This is a genomic window from Pseudomonas sp. (assembly GCF_002796985.1).
Taxonomy (GTDB): domain Bacteria; phylum Pseudomonadota; class Gammaproteobacteria; order Pseudomonadales; family Pseudomonadaceae; genus Pseudomonas.
Map to the genome: position 1 here is coordinate 44,839 of NZ_PEKX01000002.1, position 15,549 is coordinate 60,387.

Annotated in this window: 14 protein-coding genes; 9 read left to right on the plus strand and 5 right to left on the minus strand. The window is 64.4% G+C overall.

Annotated elements, in window-relative coordinates:
* From ispG to CTR55_RS00660, 7 genes are all read left to right on the plus strand, one after another.
* The gene (ispG, locus tag CTR55_RS00630; RefSeq protein WP_296283601.1) at positions 1–1,110 is read left to right on the plus strand and encodes a flavodoxin-dependent (E)-4-hydroxy-3-methylbut-2-enyl-diphosphate synthase; all 1,110 of its coding nucleotides are present in this window, start codon (positions 1–3) and stop codon (positions 1,108–1,110) included.
* Between the two features lie 18 nt (positions 1,111–1,128).
* A complete protein-coding gene (hisS, locus tag CTR55_RS00635; RefSeq protein WP_296283602.1) occupies positions 1,129–2,418 on the plus strand; it encodes a histidine--tRNA ligase in 1,290 nt (429 codons plus the stop codon).
* Between the two features lie 23 nt (positions 2,419–2,441).
* Positions 2,442–3,086, plus strand: coding sequence for a tetratricopeptide repeat protein (locus tag CTR55_RS00640; protein ID WP_296283604.1), 645 nt, complete (start codon positions 2,442–2,444; stop codon positions 3,084–3,086).
* A 1-nt stretch (position 3,087) separates the two neighbouring features.
* The gene (gene bamB, locus CTR55_RS00645) at positions 3,088–4,230 is read left to right on the plus strand and encodes an outer membrane protein assembly factor BamB (RefSeq protein WP_296283605.1); all 1,143 of its coding nucleotides are present in this window, start codon (positions 3,088–3,090) and stop codon (positions 4,228–4,230) included.
* 84 nt (positions 4,231–4,314) lie between these two features.
* Positions 4,315–5,802: a ribosome biogenesis GTPase Der gene (gene der, locus CTR55_RS00650; RefSeq protein WP_296283606.1), complete on the plus strand. Its 1,488-nt coding sequence runs from the start codon at positions 4,315–4,317 to the stop codon at positions 5,800–5,802.
* Positions 5,803–5,882: 80 nt separating this feature from the next.
* Positions 5,883–7,031 carry a pyridoxal phosphate-dependent aminotransferase gene (locus CTR55_RS00655; protein WP_296283607.1) on the plus strand — a complete coding sequence of 383 codons (1,149 nt, stop codon included), beginning with the start codon at positions 5,883–5,885 and terminating at the stop codon, positions 7,029–7,031.
* Positions 7,019–7,825 carry an amidohydrolase gene (locus tag CTR55_RS00660; RefSeq protein WP_296283608.1) on the plus strand — a complete coding sequence of 269 codons (807 nt, stop codon included), beginning with the start codon at positions 7,019–7,021 and terminating at the stop codon, positions 7,823–7,825. Before CTR55_RS00655 ends, CTR55_RS00660 begins: the two co-directional genes overlap by 13 nt.
* A 154-nt stretch (positions 7,826–7,979) precedes the next feature.
* Here the strand turns inward: CTR55_RS00660 and CTR55_RS00665 are convergent, their stop codons facing one another.
* Positions 7,980–8,933: an aldo/keto reductase gene (locus CTR55_RS00665; RefSeq protein ID WP_296283609.1), complete on the minus strand. Its 954-nt coding sequence runs from the start codon at positions 8,931–8,933 to the stop codon at positions 7,980–7,982.
* Between the two features lie 132 nt (positions 8,934–9,065).
* Between CTR55_RS00665 and CTR55_RS00670 the strand changes: the two genes are divergently transcribed.
* Entirely contained in the window at positions 9,066–9,398 is a 333-nt protein-coding gene (locus tag CTR55_RS00670; RefSeq protein WP_296283610.1) for a DUF5629 family protein, read from the plus strand.
* Positions 9,399–9,446: 48 nt separating this feature from the next.
* Here CTR55_RS00670 and CTR55_RS00675 read toward each other — a convergent pair whose 3' ends face one another.
* The 4 genes from CTR55_RS00675 to leuA form a co-directional block, all read right to left on the minus strand.
* The gene (locus CTR55_RS00675) at positions 9,447–10,685 is read right to left on the minus strand and encodes an OprD family porin (RefSeq protein WP_296283612.1); all 1,239 of its coding nucleotides are present in this window, start codon (positions 10,683–10,685) and stop codon (positions 9,447–9,449) included.
* A gap of 81 nt (positions 10,686–10,766) precedes the next feature.
* On the minus strand, positions 10,767–12,137 hold the full coding sequence (locus tag CTR55_RS00680; protein WP_296283615.1) for an MFS transporter: 1,371 nt from the start codon (positions 12,135–12,137) through the stop codon (positions 10,767–10,769).
* A 249-nt stretch (positions 12,138–12,386) separates the two neighbouring features.
* Positions 12,387–12,887 (minus strand): hypothetical protein, encoded by a 501-nt coding sequence (locus tag CTR55_RS00685; RefSeq protein WP_296283617.1) that lies wholly within the window; start codon positions 12,885–12,887, stop codon positions 12,387–12,389.
* Positions 12,888–12,970: 83 nt separating this feature from the next.
* Positions 12,971–14,641: a 2-isopropylmalate synthase gene (gene leuA / locus CTR55_RS00690; RefSeq protein WP_296283619.1), complete on the minus strand. Its 1,671-nt coding sequence runs from the start codon at positions 14,639–14,641 to the stop codon at positions 12,971–12,973.
* A gap of 400 nt (positions 14,642–15,041) precedes the next feature.
* Between leuA and CTR55_RS00695 the strand changes: the two genes are divergently transcribed.
* Positions 15,042–15,524: a DUF2946 domain-containing protein gene (locus CTR55_RS00695; protein WP_296283621.1), complete on the plus strand. Its 483-nt coding sequence runs from the start codon at positions 15,042–15,044 to the stop codon at positions 15,522–15,524.
* Positions 15,525–15,549: the final 25 nt, after the last annotated feature.

The following is a 15,549-nucleotide window of genomic DNA, read 5'->3' on the forward strand; positions in this document are numbered from 1 at the left end:
ATGCATTGCGAGTCTCCGATCAAACGTCGCCTGTCCCGCAAGATCTGGGTAGGTAACGTGCCGGTGGGTGGGGATGCCCCCATCGCCGTGCAGAGCATGACCAACACCGATACCCTGGATGTGGCCGCCACTGTTGGCCAGATCCGCCGCCTGGAAGACGCAGGCGCCGATATCGTTCGCGTCTCCGTGCCGGACATGGACGCTGCCGAAGCGTTCGGCAAGATCAAGCAGCAGGTGAAAGTCCCGCTGGTGGCCGATATCCACTTCGACTACAAGATCGCTCTGCGCGTGGCCGAGCTGGGTGTCGACTGCCTGCGCATCAACCCTGGCAACATCGGTCGCGAGGACCGCGTGAAGGCCGTGGTGGATGCCGCTCGCGAGCGCAATATCCCGATCCGCATCGGCGTCAACGCAGGCTCCTTGGAGAAGGACCTGCAGAAGAAATACGGCGAGCCCACCCCCGAGGCGCTGCTGGAATCGGCCATGCGCCACGTCGATCATCTCGACCGCCTGGACTTCCAGAACTTCAAGGTCAGCGTGAAGGCCTCCGACGTATTCATGGCCGTCGCCGCCTACCGGTTGCTGGCCAAAGAGATCGAGCAACCCCTGCACCTGGGTATCACCGAAGCCGGTGGCCTGCGTTCGGGCACCGTGAAGTCGGCTGTCGGCCTGGGCATGCTGCTCGCCGAAGGCATCGGCGACACCATCCGCATTTCCCTGGCCGCCGACCCGGTGGAAGAGATCAAGGTCGGCTTCGACATCCTCAAGTCGCTGCGCCTGCGCTCCCGTGGCATCAACTTCATCGCCTGCCCGAGTTGCTCGCGGCAGAACTTCGATGTGGTGAAGACCATGAACGAGCTGGAGGGTCGCCTGGAAGACCTGCTGGTGCCGCTGGACGTCGCCGTGATCGGTTGCGTGGTCAACGGCCCGGGCGAGGCCAAGGAGGCTCACATCGGCCTCACCGGCGGCACGCCGAACCTGATCTACATCGACGGCAAGCCGGCGCAGAAACTGCAGAACGATAACCTGGTGGATGAGCTGGAACGGCTGATCCGAGAAAAAGCGGCCGAGAAGGCCGAGGCCGACGCCGCACTCATCGTGCGCGGCTGACCGCAACAAGGATCCTAAGTGAGCAAGTCCCTGCAAGCCATCCGTGGCATGAACGACATCCTGCCGGAACAGACACCGGCCTGGCGCTATCTGGAGCGCACTTTCGCCGGCTTGCTGGACAGCTACGGCTACAGCGAGATCCGCCTGCCGATCCTCGAGTTCACCGAGCTCTTTGCGCGCGGCATCGGTGAAGGCACCGACGTGGTCGACAAGGAGATGTACACCTTCCTCGACCGCAACGGCGAATCCCTGACCATGCGTCCGGAAGGCACTGCGGGCTGCGTGCGCGCGGTGCTCGAGCACGGTCTGTCGGGCGGCGGCCAGGTGCAGAAACTCTGGTACACCGGCCCGATGTTCCGCTACGAAAAGCCGCAGAAAGGCCGCTACCGCCAGTTCCACCAGATCGGCGTGGAAGTCTTCAACCTGCCCGGCCCGGACATCGACGCCGAGCTGATCATCCTGACCTGGCGCCTGTGGCAGAAGCTGGGCATGGCCGACGCCGTGACCCTGCAGCTGAACACCCTGGGGTCCAGTGAGGCGCGTGCGCGCTATCGCGACGACCTGGTGGCTTACCTGCAGGACCGCTTCGACCAGCTCGACGAAGACAGCCAGCGTCGCATGACCACCAATCCGCTGCGTATCCTCGACAGCAAGGTGGAAAGCACCCAGGCACTGCTGGTCGGCGCGCCGAGCCTGCATGACTACCTGGATGAAGAGTCGATCGCCCACTTCGAGGGCCTCAAGGCTCGCCTGGATGCGGTCGGCCTGCGCTACGAAATCAACCAGAAGCTGGTGCGCGGCCTGGATTACTACTGCCGTACCGCGTTCGAGTGGGTGACCGACAAGCTCGGTGCCCAAGGCACCGTGTGTGGCGGCGGCCGCTACGACGGCCTGGTCAGCCAGTTCGGCGGCAAGCCGACTCCGGGTGTGGGCTTCGCCATGGGCGTGGAGCGCCTGGTGCTGCTGCTGGAAACCCTGGGCGTGGTCCCGGCCGAGCTGAATCGCCCGGCTGATCTCTATGTGTGTGCCTTCGGTGAGCCGGCTGAACTGGCCGCGCTGACCCTGGCGGAAAAACTGCGCGCGGCCATTCCGGGCATTCGCCTGCTGGTCAACGCTGGTGCTGGCAGCTTCAAGAGCCAGTTCAAGAAGGCCGACAAGAGCGGTGCACAGTTCGCAATGATTCTGGGTGACGACGAACTGGCCAACCGCGTGGTAGGTTTCAAGCCCCTGCGTGGCGAGGGCGAACAACAGAATATCGCCTGGGATGCTCTGCCCGAGCACCTGGCTGCCTGCCTCAAGCAGGCCTGAATCGAGCGGATAGGAGTATTGGGGTGAGTAACCGTACCGAAGAAGAACAGATCGCTGACATCAAGGACTGGTGGCAGCGTAACGGCATGCCCCTGCTGACCGGCGCCGCTCTGGCGCTGATCGTGGTGTTCGGCTGGCAGGCCTGGAAAAAGTACCAGACCAACCAGTCCCAGGGCGCTTCCATCATTTATCAGGCCCTGCTGGAAACCGCGCTGAATCCGACCGGCAAGCCCGACACAGCCAAGGTCGCCGAGCTGGCCAACAAGCTCACCAGCGAATACGCCGGCACTCCGTACGCCCAGTACGGCCGCCTGTTCGTTGCCAAGGTCGCGGTGGACAGCGGCAAGCTGGATGACGCTGTCCTTGAGCTCAAGGCCGTGGTCGACAAGCCGGTGGATGCCACTCTCGGTGAACTGGCCCGTCAGCGCCTGGCCCGTGTTCTGGCTGCCCAGGGCAAGGCCGAAGACGGTCTGAAGCTGCTCGACGGCAACGTCGACAAGGCCTACGTTGCGACTCGCGAGGAACTGCGTGGCGACCTGCTGCTGCAGCTCAAGCGCAATGACGACGCCCGCGTCGCCTACGAAAAGGCCAAGGCAGCTCTGCCGGAAGACGCCGCCGTTGGCGCCCTGCAGATGAAACTCGACGACCTGGCCAAGGGAGATGCCTGAGATGTTGCGTTGGAAACACGTTGCACTGCTGGCACTGACCCTGATGGCTGTGGGTTGCAGCAGCAATAGCAAGAAAGAACTGCCGCCGGCCGAACTGACCGATTTCAAGGAAGAGGTTCGCCTGGAGAAACAGTGGAGCCGTTCGGTCGGTGACGGCCAGGGCGACCTGTACAACCTGCTCGAACCCGCCGTGGATGGCCAGACGATCTACGCCGCATCTGCCGAAGGCCGCGTCATGGCCATGCAGCGCGAGAGCGGTGACGTGCTGTGGAAAAAAGACCTCGACCTGCCGGTCTCCGGCGCCATTGGCGTTGGCAACGGCCTGGTCCTGCTGGGCACCCTGCGCGGTGACGTGATCGCCCTGGACGCAGGTTCGGGCGAGCAGAAGTGGCGCGCCAAGGTCAGCAGCGAAGTACTGGCTGCCCCGGCCACCAACGGTGACGTGGTGGTGGTGCAGACCCAGGACGACAAGCTGATCGGCTTCGATGCGTCCACCGGCAACCAGCGCTGGATCTACGAAGGTACCGTTCCGGTGCTGACCCTGCGCGGCACCGGTGCTCCGCTGATCGCCGGCCGACTCGCTCTGGCCGGCCTGGCCAGCGGCAAGGTCGTTGCCGTTGACGTGCAGCGTGGCCTGCCGGTCTGGGAGCAACGCGTTGCGATCCCGCAAGGCCGTTCCGAGCTGGATCGCGTTGTGGATATCGACGGCGGTCTGCTGCTGGTGGACGACGTTCTCTATGTGGCCAGCTACCAGGGCCGCGCTGCGGCGCTGGACGTCGGCACCGGCCGGGTACTCTGGCAGCGTGAAGCTTCCAGCTACGTTGGCGTCGCCGAGGGTACTGGCAGTGTGTTCATCAGCCAGGCCAGCGGTACCGTGGAAAGCCTCGACTCCCGTGGTTCGTCCTCGCTGTGGAGCAACGACGCCCTGGCTCGCCGCCAGCTGTCCGCTCCGGCCGTGTTGTCGAGCAACGTGGTCGTGGGGGACCTCGAAGGTTACGTGCACCTGCTGAGCCAGGTGGATGGTCGTTTCGTTGGCCGCGAGAAGGTCGACGGTGACGGTGTGCGGGTTCGCCCGCTGGTAGTCGGCAGCTGGATGTACGTGTTCGGCAACAGCGGCAAGCTGGTCGCCTACACGCTCCGCTAAGCTGAGTGTTACTGCCGGCCGCTGCCGTGAAATACGGCAGCGGCCGTCGTGTTTTCTGAAATCTGAAACTTCCTGGAGAGCCGCATGGTTCCCGTAATAGCCCTGGTGGGCCGCCCGAACGTCGGCAAGTCCACCCTGTTCAACCGCCTGACCCGCACCCGTGACGCCATCGTCGCCGAGTACGCCGGTCTGACCCGCGACCGCCAATATGGCGAGGCCAAGTGGCAGGGCAAGAAATTCATCGTCATCGATACCGGCGGTATCTCCGGTGACGAAGAGGGTATCGACGCCAAGATGGCCGAGCAGTCGTTGCAGGCCATCGAAGAGGCCGATGCCGTCCTGTTCATGGTCGACTCCCGCGCCGGCCTCACCGCCGCCGACGAGATGATTGGCGAGCACCTGCGCAAGAAGAACAAGCGCACCTACCTGGTGGCCAACAAGGTCGACACCGTCGATCCGGACATCGCCCGCGCCGAGTTCAGCCCGCTGGCCCTGGGGCATGCGATCCCGATCGCCGCCGCTCACGGCCGTGGCATCACCCAGATGCTGCAGGAGGCCCTGGGCGAAATGTTCGCTCCGGAGCCCGAGGCGCCGGAAGACAACGACCTGCCCGGTGAGCAGGAAGAGGTCGCCGAGGGCGAGGAAGCCAAGCGCATCCCCGGCCCGAGCGAGAAGGATGGCATCAAGATCGCCATCATCGGCCGCCCCAACGTCGGCAAGTCTACCCTGGTCAACCGCATGCTCGGTGAAGAGCGGGTGATCGTGTATGACCAGGCCGGCACCACCCGCGACAGCATCTACATTCCCTTCGAGCGCAACGAAGAGAAGTACACGCTGATCGACACCGCGGGCGTGCGTCGCCGCGGCAAGATCTTCGAAGCGGTGGAAAAGTTCTCCGTGGTGAAGACCCTGCAGGCGATTCAGGATGCCAACGTGGTCATCTTCGTCATGGACGCCCGCGAAGGTGTGGTCGAGCATGACCTCAACCTGCTCGGCTTCGTGCTGGAAACCGGCCGCGCGCTGGTCATCGCCCTGAACAAGTGGGACGGCATGGAGTCGGGCGAGCGCGACTACGTGAAGACCGAGCTGGAGCGCCGGCTGATGTTCGCCGACTTCGCCGACATTCACTTCATCTCCGCGCTGCACGGCACCGGCGTCGGCCACCTGTACAAGTCGGTGCAGGACTCCTTCCGTTCCGCCGTGACCCGCTGGCCCACCAGCAAGCTCACGCAGATTCTCGAGGACGCCATCCAGGTTCACCAGCCGCCGATGGTCAACGGTCGCCGCATCAAGCTGCGCTATGCGCACCTGGGTGGCGCCAACCCGCCGCTGATCGTGATCCACGGCAACCAGGTGGACGCGGTGCCCAAGGCCTACACGCGCTACCTGGAGAAGACCTACCGCCGCGTGCTGAAACTGGTCGGTACGCCGATCCGCATCGAGTACAAGGGCGGCGACAACCCGTTCGAGGGCAAGAAAACTCAGCTCACCGAACGCCAGGTCAACAAGAAGCGTCGCCTGATGTCGCACCACAAGAAAGCCGAGAAGAAGAAGAAAGACAAACGTAAATAACGTCCGTCGGGCTTCAGGCTGCCGGCTGCAGGCGATAGAGTAGGGACTTCCCCTCATCGCCCGCAGCCTGTAGTCACGCCATGCTTACCAGCAAACTGCCGAATGTCGGCACCACCATCTTCACCCGCATGTCCCAGCTCGCCGCCGAAAGCGGGGCGCTGAATCTCTCCCAGGGCTTCCCGGACTTCCCCGGCCCCGCACCGCTGCTCGAAGCGGTCGCCCGCCATGTGATGGACGGGCACAACCAGTACAGCCCGATGACCGGCCTGCCGGCGCTGCGCGAGCAGGTCGCGCTCAAGGTCGCGAGCCTCTATGGCCGCCACGTCAGCGCCGACACCGAGGTGACCATCGTCCCCGGTGCGACCGAAGGGATCTTTTGCGCGGTACAGGCGCTGATCCGCCCCGGCGACGAAGCCATCGTCCTCGACCCCTGCTACGACAGCTACGAGCCTTCGGTTGAACTGGCCGGCGGCCGTTGCGTGCACGTCGCGCTCAGCCAGCCGGACTTCCGCATCGACTGGCAGCGTCTGGCCGATGCCATCACCCCGCGCACGCGCCTGATCTTCCTCAACAGCCCGCACAACCCCAGCGGCGCGTTGATCGATCGTGCCGACCTGGACCGCCTGGCCGAGCTGATCCGCGATCGCGAGATCTACGTGATCAGCGACGAGGTCTACGAGCACCTGATCTACGACGGCGTACAGCACGCCAGCGTGCTGGCCCATGACGAGCTGTATCCGCGCGCCTTCGTCATCAGCTCCTTTGGCAAGACCTACCACGTCACCGGCTGGAAGACCGGCTACGTGGTGGCGCCGCCGGCGCTGTCGGCGGAGATGCGCAAGATCCACCAGTACGTGAACTTCTGTGGCGTGACCCCGCTGCAATGGGCGCTGGCCGACTTCATGGCCGCTCACCCCGAGCACCTGCGCGAACTGCCGGGCTTCTACCAGGCCAAGCGCGACCTGTTCTGCGACCTGCTGGAGGGCTCGCGCTTCCGCTTCCAGCGCGCTGCCGGCACCTACTTCCAGGTGGTGGACTATTCGGCAATTCGCCCGGACCTCGATGACGTCGCCATGTCCGAATGGTTGACCCGCGAACACGGGGTGGCCGCCATTCCGGTCTCGGTGTTCTACCAGCACGCCCCGGCGGACATGCGCCTGGTGCGCTTCTGCTTCGCGAAGAAAGAGGAGACGCTGCGTCAGGCAGCGGAACGACTATGCGCGATCTGAGCCGCGACCTAAGCCAATTGGCGGACCTGAAACTCGCCCTCGTACAGACCACGCTGGTCTGGCACGACGCCAAGGCCAACCGCGAACGCTTCGAGGCGCTGCTGGAAAGCGCCCGTGGTGCGGATGTGGTGATCCTCCCGGAGATGTTCACCACCGGCTTCTCCATGGACTCCGAGGCACTGGCCGAAGCGGAGGAGGGCGCAACCTACGCCTGGCTCCGCGAGCAGGCTGCGAGGCTCGATGCCGTGGTCTGCGGCAGCGTGATCATCCGCGCCGCAGACGGCAGCCATCGTAACCGCCTGCTCTGGGCACGCCCTGACGGCGAGATGCAGCATTACGACAAGCGCCACCTGTTCCGCATGGCTGGCGAGCACCAGCACTACACGCCGGGCGAGCAGCAGGTTCTGCTGGAGTGGAAGGGCTGGCGGATTCGCCCGCTGGTTTGCTACGACCTGCGCTTCCCGGTATGGAGCCGCGATGCCCAGGACACCGACGTGCTGCTCTACACCGCCAACTGGCCGGCCGCGCGCCGCCAACACTGGAACCGCCTGCTGCCGGCTCGGGCCATCGAAAACCTCTGCTACGTCGCGGCGGTCAACCGCGTCGGCGAAGACGGCAAGGGCCACACCTATTCCGGCGACAGCCAGGTGCTCGACTTCCAGGGTGACAACCTGCTGGCCGCCGGCAGTGCCGACGGGGTGTTCCAGATCGCCCTGAGCGGGGCGGACCTGGCGGCTTACCGCGAGCGTTTCCCGGCGAGCCTCGACGCGGACCAGTTCGATATCCGGGCGTAACGGATTTCCCTGCAGGGCGGACTGCGCGCGCTCCTACAGGGGGCCTCGAAGTAGGATGGTGTGGAGCGGAGCGATACCCATCAATTGCGGCACCGACAGCATGGGTATCGCTTCGCTCCACCCATCCTACGGTCAGAGTTAGCCTGTAACTTCCTCAATACGCGCTGGCGGTATTCAGCCGCTGGATCGCCTCGTCACTGAGCTTCAGGTCCACCGCTGCGATCAGGTCCGGTAACTGCTCCAGCTTCGACGCACTGGCTATCGGTGCGGTGATGCTCGGGCGGGTCATCAGCCAGGCCAGCGCGACCTGCGTCGGCGTAGCCTTGAGATCGCCGGCCACCTCTTCCAGTGCATCGATGATGGCGAAGCCACGCTCGTTCATGAAGTTCTTCACCTTGTAGCCGCGCACGCTGCTTTTGTTCAGGTCCGCCTCGCTGCGGTACTTGCCGGTGAGGAAGCCCGCGGCCAGCGAGTAGAAGCTGATGACCCCGAGCCCCAGTTGCTGCACCGTGGGTTCCAGGTTGGTCTCGTAGTTGGCGCGGTCGTAGAGGTTGTAGTTGGGCTGCAGGCTCTGGTAGTTCGGCAGCTTCAGGCGGTCGCAGACATCGCGTGCCTCGCGCAGACGCTTGGCCTCCAGGTTCGAGGCGCCGATCACCCGCACCTTGCCGCTCTCCACGGCATCGGCGAAGGCCCCCATGGTTTCCTCCATGGAGGTGTGCGGGTCGTCGCAGTGAGCCTGGTAGAGGTCGATGTAGTCGGTCTGCAGGCGCTTGAGCGAACGTCCCAGGGCCTGCTCGATGTACACCGCCGACAGGCCCTTGTGACCGTTGCCCATGTCCATGCCGACCTTGGTGGCGATCTGCACCTGGTTGCGCTTGCCGGTCTTCTTCAGCCATTTGCCGATGAGCACTTCCGACTCGCCGCCCTCGTGGCCGGGTACCCAGCGCGAATAGACGTCGGCGGTATCGATGCAGTTGAGCCCGGCATCGACCAGCGCATCCAGCAAGCGGAACGAGGTCGCCTCGTCGGCGGCCCAGCCGAACACGTTGCCGCCGAACACCAGCGCGGGAATCTTCAGGCCCGATTGGCCGAGTTCGCGAGTACGCATCTGCTTTGGCTCCTGAGGCTGTGCGGGAGCCCTCAGTGTAGACGCCGCTCCTGCCGTCGCCGGGCGGAATGACCGGCAGTGGTGCGCTGACTGGTCTATCATGGCGACCTGCCCAATTGCCGAGTGCCCGTCATGACCACGACTCCCTATCTGCTGGACCAGTTGGAAACCGCCGACATGCTGTTGATCGACGGTCTGCACGCCTGGCAGTTCGAGCTCAACGAGGCATTGCTGGACCAGGCTGACGCCGCCGCCCACGCCGATCAGCCGTTCGCCAGCGAAGACGTGGTGCTGCAGATCGAGTCCATTGACGGGCGCGACCGCCGCGAATGGCGCTTCAGCTACAACCAGGTGATGGAGGCCAGCTACCAGGCCGAAGACGAGACCTGGTTGCTGCAGGCCGGGGAGCAGCAGCATCGACTCTGCTGCCTTGGCGCAGTCGCCGCCAGCGGCGACGACGAGTAAGCGTCCCGTGAACGAAGAAGGCCCCGTGAGGGGCCTTTTTTATGACATTCAGAACGCCAGCGGATAGCTGGTGATGAAGCGCACTTCGTCGTAATCGTTGGCGTAGCTGCTGCGGACCGTGGAGGTGCGCATGAGGAACGACAGTGTCTTCAAGGGCCCGCTCTGGAGGGTGTAGCCGATATCCGTGTCGCGCTCGTACTCGTGACCATCGCTCTTGCCCGGCCGCGAGATGTCGGTGCCCTTGGTGTAGCGCGTCATCAGGGTCAGACCTGGTAGACCGAGGCTGGCGAAGTCGTAGTCGTAGCGCAGCTGGTAGGAGCGCTCCTGCGCCCAGAAGAAGCCGCCATTGGTGACCCAGTTGACCAGGTACGGCTGCGGCGTGTTGCCCAGTAGCATGGGGAACATGTCCTCGCCAAGCATGCGCTGGTAGGTGGCGGATAGCGTGTGGCCGCCGTGCTTCACCCCGAGCCGAGCGCCGTAGGCGCGGTTGTCGATGCGTCCGGACAGCGCCTGCCCGGATTCCTCGTTGTGGAAGTAGCTCAGGGTGCCGAGCAGCGCGGTGTTCTCGCCCACCGGCTGCTTGAAGTTGGCGCCGACGTAGTGCTGGTCGTAGACGTCCTCGAGCTGGGCGAAGTAGTAGCTGGTGGACAAACCGGGCGTCCACTGCGCATCGACGCCACCCAGGTTCAGCTTGTTGCTGTCCTGGCTGGCGGGACGGGTAGCCAGGTAGAACGACTCGCGGTCGCTGGAGGCGCGGGTGCTGGTATTCCAGAGTTGCGCGGCGGTGAACTTGAAGCGCTCCGACTCCTTCGACTCCAGCATCACGCCCTGGAAAGTCTGCGGCAGCACGCGCACGTCGTCCTGGAAGATCACCGGCAGGCGGGGCTCCAGCAGGCCGACCTTCAGCGTGGTCTTCGAATAGCGCAGCTTGAGCGTGGCGCCGCCACGGCTGAAGTCATCGACCGGCTCACCGGTCGTGCGGTCATAGGGCAGGTTGCTGTCGTTGCTGGTGCCGGCGCCGCCGTCCAGCTTCAGGGCGTAGAAGCCGGTGAAGTCCACGCCGACACCGATGGTGCCTTCGGTGAAGCCGGAGCTGAAGCGCGCCAGCACGGCCTGGGACCAACTGCCGGCCTGGGATTGCGGGGCGTTGTCCTGGCGGTAGTCGCGCAGCATGTAGAAGTTGCGCAGGGTGGTGTCCAGGCGGCTGTCGTCGATCAGGTCGGCCTGGGCGCAGAGGGGCATCAGCACGCTGCAAAGCAGCGCACCTGCAAAGCGATTACGGAACATCGTCATCTCCTGGGAACCGTTCACCGGGGCGCGGGGCGCCACGCCGGCGAACGGGCGTACGTCTTGTCGAGGCGGGTGCGATCAGTTCGCGGCGGCGGCGCTGTCCAGCGGTGCGGCTTCCGTTTGGGCTGTCTGCTCCTGGCCCAGGCTGCGACGGAAGTGCTTGCGGCCATTGCCCAGCAGCCACAGGCAGAGCAAGCCGGCGAGGGTGACGATGATGCCGATGGACGAGCCGACGGCCTTCGGGTCCTTGAAATACTGGTCGGTGAGCAGCGCCACCAGGGTGGTGCCGATGCCCAGGCCGATCAGGTTGGAGACCAGCAGGAACAGCGCCGAGACCTGTGCGCGCAGACGGTTGGGTGTGAGTACCTGCATGGCGGCCGCCGAGGTGGAGATGCAGAAGGCGCAGAAGAACATCGCCGGCCCCATCAGCAGCACCGACAACTGCAGGCTGCTCGCTGTCACCGAACCGATGACGAAGGGGATGGTGCAGGCCACGCCGAGCATGCCGCTGATCATCGCGGCGTCGCTGCGCCCGCGCTTCTGCAGCACGTCCACCAGCCAGCCGGCGCAGAACACCCCGGCGGTGTTGAGCACCAGCAGGATGCCGCCGAGGATGTAGCCCACCTCCAGTGGTGTCAGGCCGTACTGGCGGATGTACATGGCCGGCGCCCAGCCCATCAGCGCGTATTGGCACATGGCGAAGAAGGAGAAGCCCAGGTAGTGGCAGGTGAAGGTGGCGCGGTGGCGGCGCAGGAAACGCAGGCCGTCGCCGATGCTGGCCTTGTGTGTCGGGTCGGCCAGTTTGCGCGCCGGGTCGCGGATGGTCAGCGCGATCAGCAGCGCCACCAGCACGCCGGGCAGGCCGACGATGAAGAATGCGATCTGCCAGGAGCGCACCTGGCCCAGCCAGCCCAGGTCGATGGCCGGCACGTCGCGCAGCGCCTCGATCACGTAGCCGCCGACCAGGAAGGCCAGGCCGCCTCCGAGGAACGCGCCCATGGAGTACAGCCCCAGCGCGCGGCCGAGTTTCTCTTTAGGGAACAGGTCGGCAAGCATCGAGTAGGTCGCCGGTGTCAGCGCGGCCTCGCCGACGCCGACACTCATGCGCGCGAGGAACATCTGCAGGAAGTTCTTCGATAGCCCGCACGCGGCGGTGGCGATGCTCCAGAAGGCTACGCCGATGGCGATGATCTTCACCCGCGAGGAGCGGTCGGCGAGATAGGCGATGGGCAGGCCCATGAAGGCGTAGAACAGCGAGAAGGCCAGCCCGCTGAGCAGGCTGAACTGGGTATCGCTGATCTGCAGGTCGGCCTTGATCGGCTCGATCATCAGCGAAAGGATCTGCCGATCAACGAAGGAGAAGATGTACGCCACCATGCACAGCACGACGACATACCAGGAATAGCGGGAATTGCGGGCGGATTTCGAGTGTGAGGATTGCGGGTTCACGGTTACTGGCTCCTGAAGCGGGTGACGGCAGATGGCCAAGCACGTCGAGCTCGTTGTTGTTGTAGGTAACCAGGCGCCTCTGTACGCAAGGCAGGGGCAGCCGAATGTGTCTGATTGCGTGACACGGTTCTTTGTTTGCCTGCCGCTTTCACGGCAGTGCACGCAAGACTAGGGAAGGGGCGAGGCAGGGGTAATCGGGGCGAGTACCAGCGTTGCGGAGACTGCCCCCTAGGGGACTAGGGGGAATCTTTAGGCGGGGACGGTTCGAAAAAACAAGGAGCCTTGGGCCAGCGAGAAGGCAAGAGTGCTAACCAAAATCGCAACAACGATTGCAAGCAGGAACAGCAGGCTGATGCCGAATGCGCGCCAGTTCGAGCGCCACTGGCCGCCAGCAGCGAGGTGGCGCTCCACGGCGACGTCGAAGGTCTGCTTGGCGAGGTAGTACATGCCGACGACGCTGCCGACAGCGATGGGCGTACCGGATGTGTTTTCCGGCAGGAAGTAGCCGATGACGAAGATGGCGAGGGTCAAGCCGATGCCCATCAGCCAGATGTTGCGGGATTCGTGGCTGCGGCCGAGTGCCTTGAGGTTCTGCACAATGACCCAGGCGCCGGCCAGGGGCGTGCCGAAGAAAGTGGCGATGCCGACGGCGGCCAGTCGGTAGAGCGGCTCGCCCGTGGCGGTGGTCGCCGCGTCCTGGAGAACGGCAGCAGGAGTCTGGAAGGGGTTTTCCTGCGGGATGTCGCTCATGCTTTCGCTCCTTGAAAGAAACTGCCCCGGACGCGTGGGCGGCCGGGGCAGCGAGGGTTGCAGCTTAGCTGTGCGAGCGGGGCTTACGCGGCTTTCGCGTGGCCCAGCGTCACGGCGCGGTTCAGGGCGCTGAACAGCGCACGGAAGCTCGCGGTGGTGATGTTTTCATCGATGCCGATACCGTGCAGCGAACGACCACCCTCGACGCGCAGTTCGATGTAGGCGGCCGCGCGGGCATTGGTGCCGGCGCCAATGGCGTGCTCGTTGTAGTCCATGATCTCGACGTCCACCGGCAGCGAGGCGACCAGGGCTTCCAGTGTGCCCTTGCCCTTGCCGTGCCAGCGGTGCTGCTCGCCCTTGTGGGTCACGTCGATGTCGATGGCACAGGTGCCGTTCTCTTCCTGCAGGCGGTAGCTCTTCAGGCCGAAGGGGGAAACGGCTTGCAGGTACTCGGTCTGCAGCAGGGTGTAGATCTGCTCGGCGGTCATCTCCAGGCCGAGACGGTCGGTCTCGTTCTGCACCACCTGGCTGAACTCGATCTGCATGCGACGCGGCAGGCTGATGCCGTATTCCTGTTCGAGCAGGAAGGTGATGCCGCCCTTGCCGGACTGGCTGTTCACGCGGATCACCGCTTCGTAGCTGCGGCCGATGTCCGCCGGGTCGATCGGCAGGTACGGCACTTCCCAGACGGCATCCGGCTGCTGCTGGGCGAAGCCCTTGCGGATGGCGTCCTGGTGGGAGCCGGAGAAGGCGGTGTGGACCAGGTCACCCACATACGGATGACGCGGGTGCACCGGAATCTGGTTGCACTCTTCCACCACCTTGCGCACGGCGTCGATGTCGGAGAAGTCCAGCTCGGGGTCGATGCCTTGGGTGTACATGTTCAGCGCCATGGTCACCAGGCAGAGGTTGCCGGTGCGCTCGCCGTTACCGAACAGGCAGCCTTCGACACGGTCGGCGCCGGCCATCAGGGCCAGTTCCGAGGCGGCGACGCCGGTGCCACGGTCATTGTGGGTGTGCAGGCTGAGCAGCACGCTGTCGCGCTTGTCGATCTGGCGGCCGAACCACTCGATCTGGTCGGCGTAGTTGTTCGGCGTGGCGCACTCGACGGTGGCGGGCAGGTTGAGGATCAGGCGGTTCGCCGGGGTCGGCTGGAACACCTCGATCACTGCATTGCACACTTCGACGGCAAAGTCGGTCTCGGTGGAGCTGAAGACCTCCGGCGAGTACTCGAAGCCCCACTGGGTTTCCGGCGCGGCGTCGGCCAGGCGCTTGATGGTCTTGCCGGCTTCGATGGCGATCTGCTTCACGCCAGCCTTGTCCTGGTTGAAGACGATCTTGCGGAAGCTCGGTGCGCAGGCGTTGTAGTAGTGGACGATGGCCTTCTTCGCGCCTTTCAGGGACTCGAAGGTGCGCTCGATGAGGTCGTCGCGGGCCTGGGTCAGCACCTGGATGGTGACGTCATCGGGAATGTGGTCGTTCTCGATCAGCTCACGAACGAAGTCGAAGTCGGTTTGCGAGGCGGACGGGAAGCCCACTTCGATTTCCTTGAGGCCGACCTGCACCAGGCACTTGAAGAAGCGCATCTTCTTCTCGGCGTCCATCGGCTCGATCAGCGACTGGTTGCCGTCGCGCAGGTCGGTAGACAGCCAGATCGGTGCCTTGTCGATGATCTTGTCCGGCCAGGTGCGGTCGGGCAGGGTGATCTGGGTGAAGGCGCGGTATTTCTTCGACGGGTCTTTCAACATGCTCATGAGCGGAATCCTTGTTCTCTGCGGCCTGCGGGCCTGCGCAAATAAAACGAAATGAGGCGAAACGAAGGGGAGGGGGGCTCAGCTACGCAGTCGCGGGCTGACCAGGCGCAGGCAGGCGTGTTGGCGAAGCAGGATGAGGGTGTGTGCGGTTTTCATGAGTGCCAAGCTAAAGGCCTGAAGGATCGATGGCAAGCATTTGGGGAAAATTGGTAGGAAAACTCTATGTGGCGTTTTTCTAGATATTTAATTGCAGAAATTCTTGATTTTGAGCAATTTTTATCAGTGCTTAACGCTGTGCTTAACTGATTCTGCGTCCACGTGCCGCAGCGGAGCCAGGGAACTCCGTGCGATCATTGCGCACCCGCTTCAGGCGGGGACCTTCCTTCCGCAAGGACATTTCGTGACCCGTCGCACTCGACAAGGTGTAGGCACCTGGCTGGCGTTGTTCGCCATGCTGATGATCTATGTCGGCCCGCTGGTTTCCCAGTCGATGCCGATGGATCACGCCATGCCCCTGTCCATGCCGATGGATCATGCCATGCCGATGGAGCACGGCGCCGGCACGGACCACGGCAAGGCCATGTCCCACGACATGTCCGGCATGGGCGAGATGGCCTGCACCGATGGCCATCGCGCCGCGGGCCATCAGGCCGCCCCGGTTTCCCACGGCGAGCAGCCGCTCACCGCCGATGCCTTCATGGAGAAGTGCGGCTACTGCAGCCTGCTGATCCACAGCCCACCGCTGACGCCGCCGCCAGTGCTGCTCGACCACGGCCTGCCGACTGTCGGCGCGCCAGTCGCCCTGCTCGTCACTTCAAGCATTCCCGCATCGCCGGTCTTCCCCGGCGCTCGCTCCCGTGCTCCTCCTGCCTTGATCGGCTGACTCCCCAACCCGACTCCCTCGACCG

Excerpts from the sequence above, each read along its gene's own strand:
- CTR55_RS00655 (WP_296283607.1), top strand. The coding sequence starts at position 5,883 with ATGCTTACCAGCAAACTGCCGAATGTCGGCACCACCATCTTCACCCGC.
- CTR55_RS00685 (WP_296283617.1), bottom strand. The coding sequence starts at position 12,887 with ATGAGCGACATCCCGCAGGAAAACCCCTTCCAGACTCCTGCTGCCGTT.
- ispG (WP_296283601.1), top strand. The coding sequence starts at position 1 with ATGCATTGCGAGTCTCCGATCAAACGTCGCCTGTCCCGCAAGATCTGG.
- CTR55_RS00670 (WP_296283610.1), top strand. The coding sequence starts at position 9,066 with ATGACCACGACTCCCTATCTGCTGGACCAGTTGGAAACCGCCGACATG.
- der (WP_296283606.1), top strand. The coding sequence starts at position 4,315 with ATGGTTCCCGTAATAGCCCTGGTGGGCCGCCCGAACGTCGGCAAGTCC.
- CTR55_RS00665 (WP_296283609.1), bottom strand. The coding sequence starts at position 8,933 with ATGCGTACTCGCGAACTCGGCCAATCGGGCCTGAAGATTCCCGCGCTG.
- leuA (WP_296283619.1), bottom strand. The coding sequence starts at position 14,641 with ATGAGCATGTTGAAAGACCCGTCGAAGAAATACCGCGCCTTCACCCAG.
- bamB (WP_296283605.1), top strand. The coding sequence starts at position 3,088 with ATGTTGCGTTGGAAACACGTTGCACTGCTGGCACTGACCCTGATGGCT.
- CTR55_RS00675 (WP_296283612.1), bottom strand. The coding sequence starts at position 10,685 with ATGTTCCGTAATCGCTTTGCAGGTGCGCTGCTTTGCAGCGTGCTGATG.
- CTR55_RS00660 (WP_296283608.1), top strand. The coding sequence starts at position 7,019 with ATGCGCGATCTGAGCCGCGACCTAAGCCAATTGGCGGACCTGAAACTC.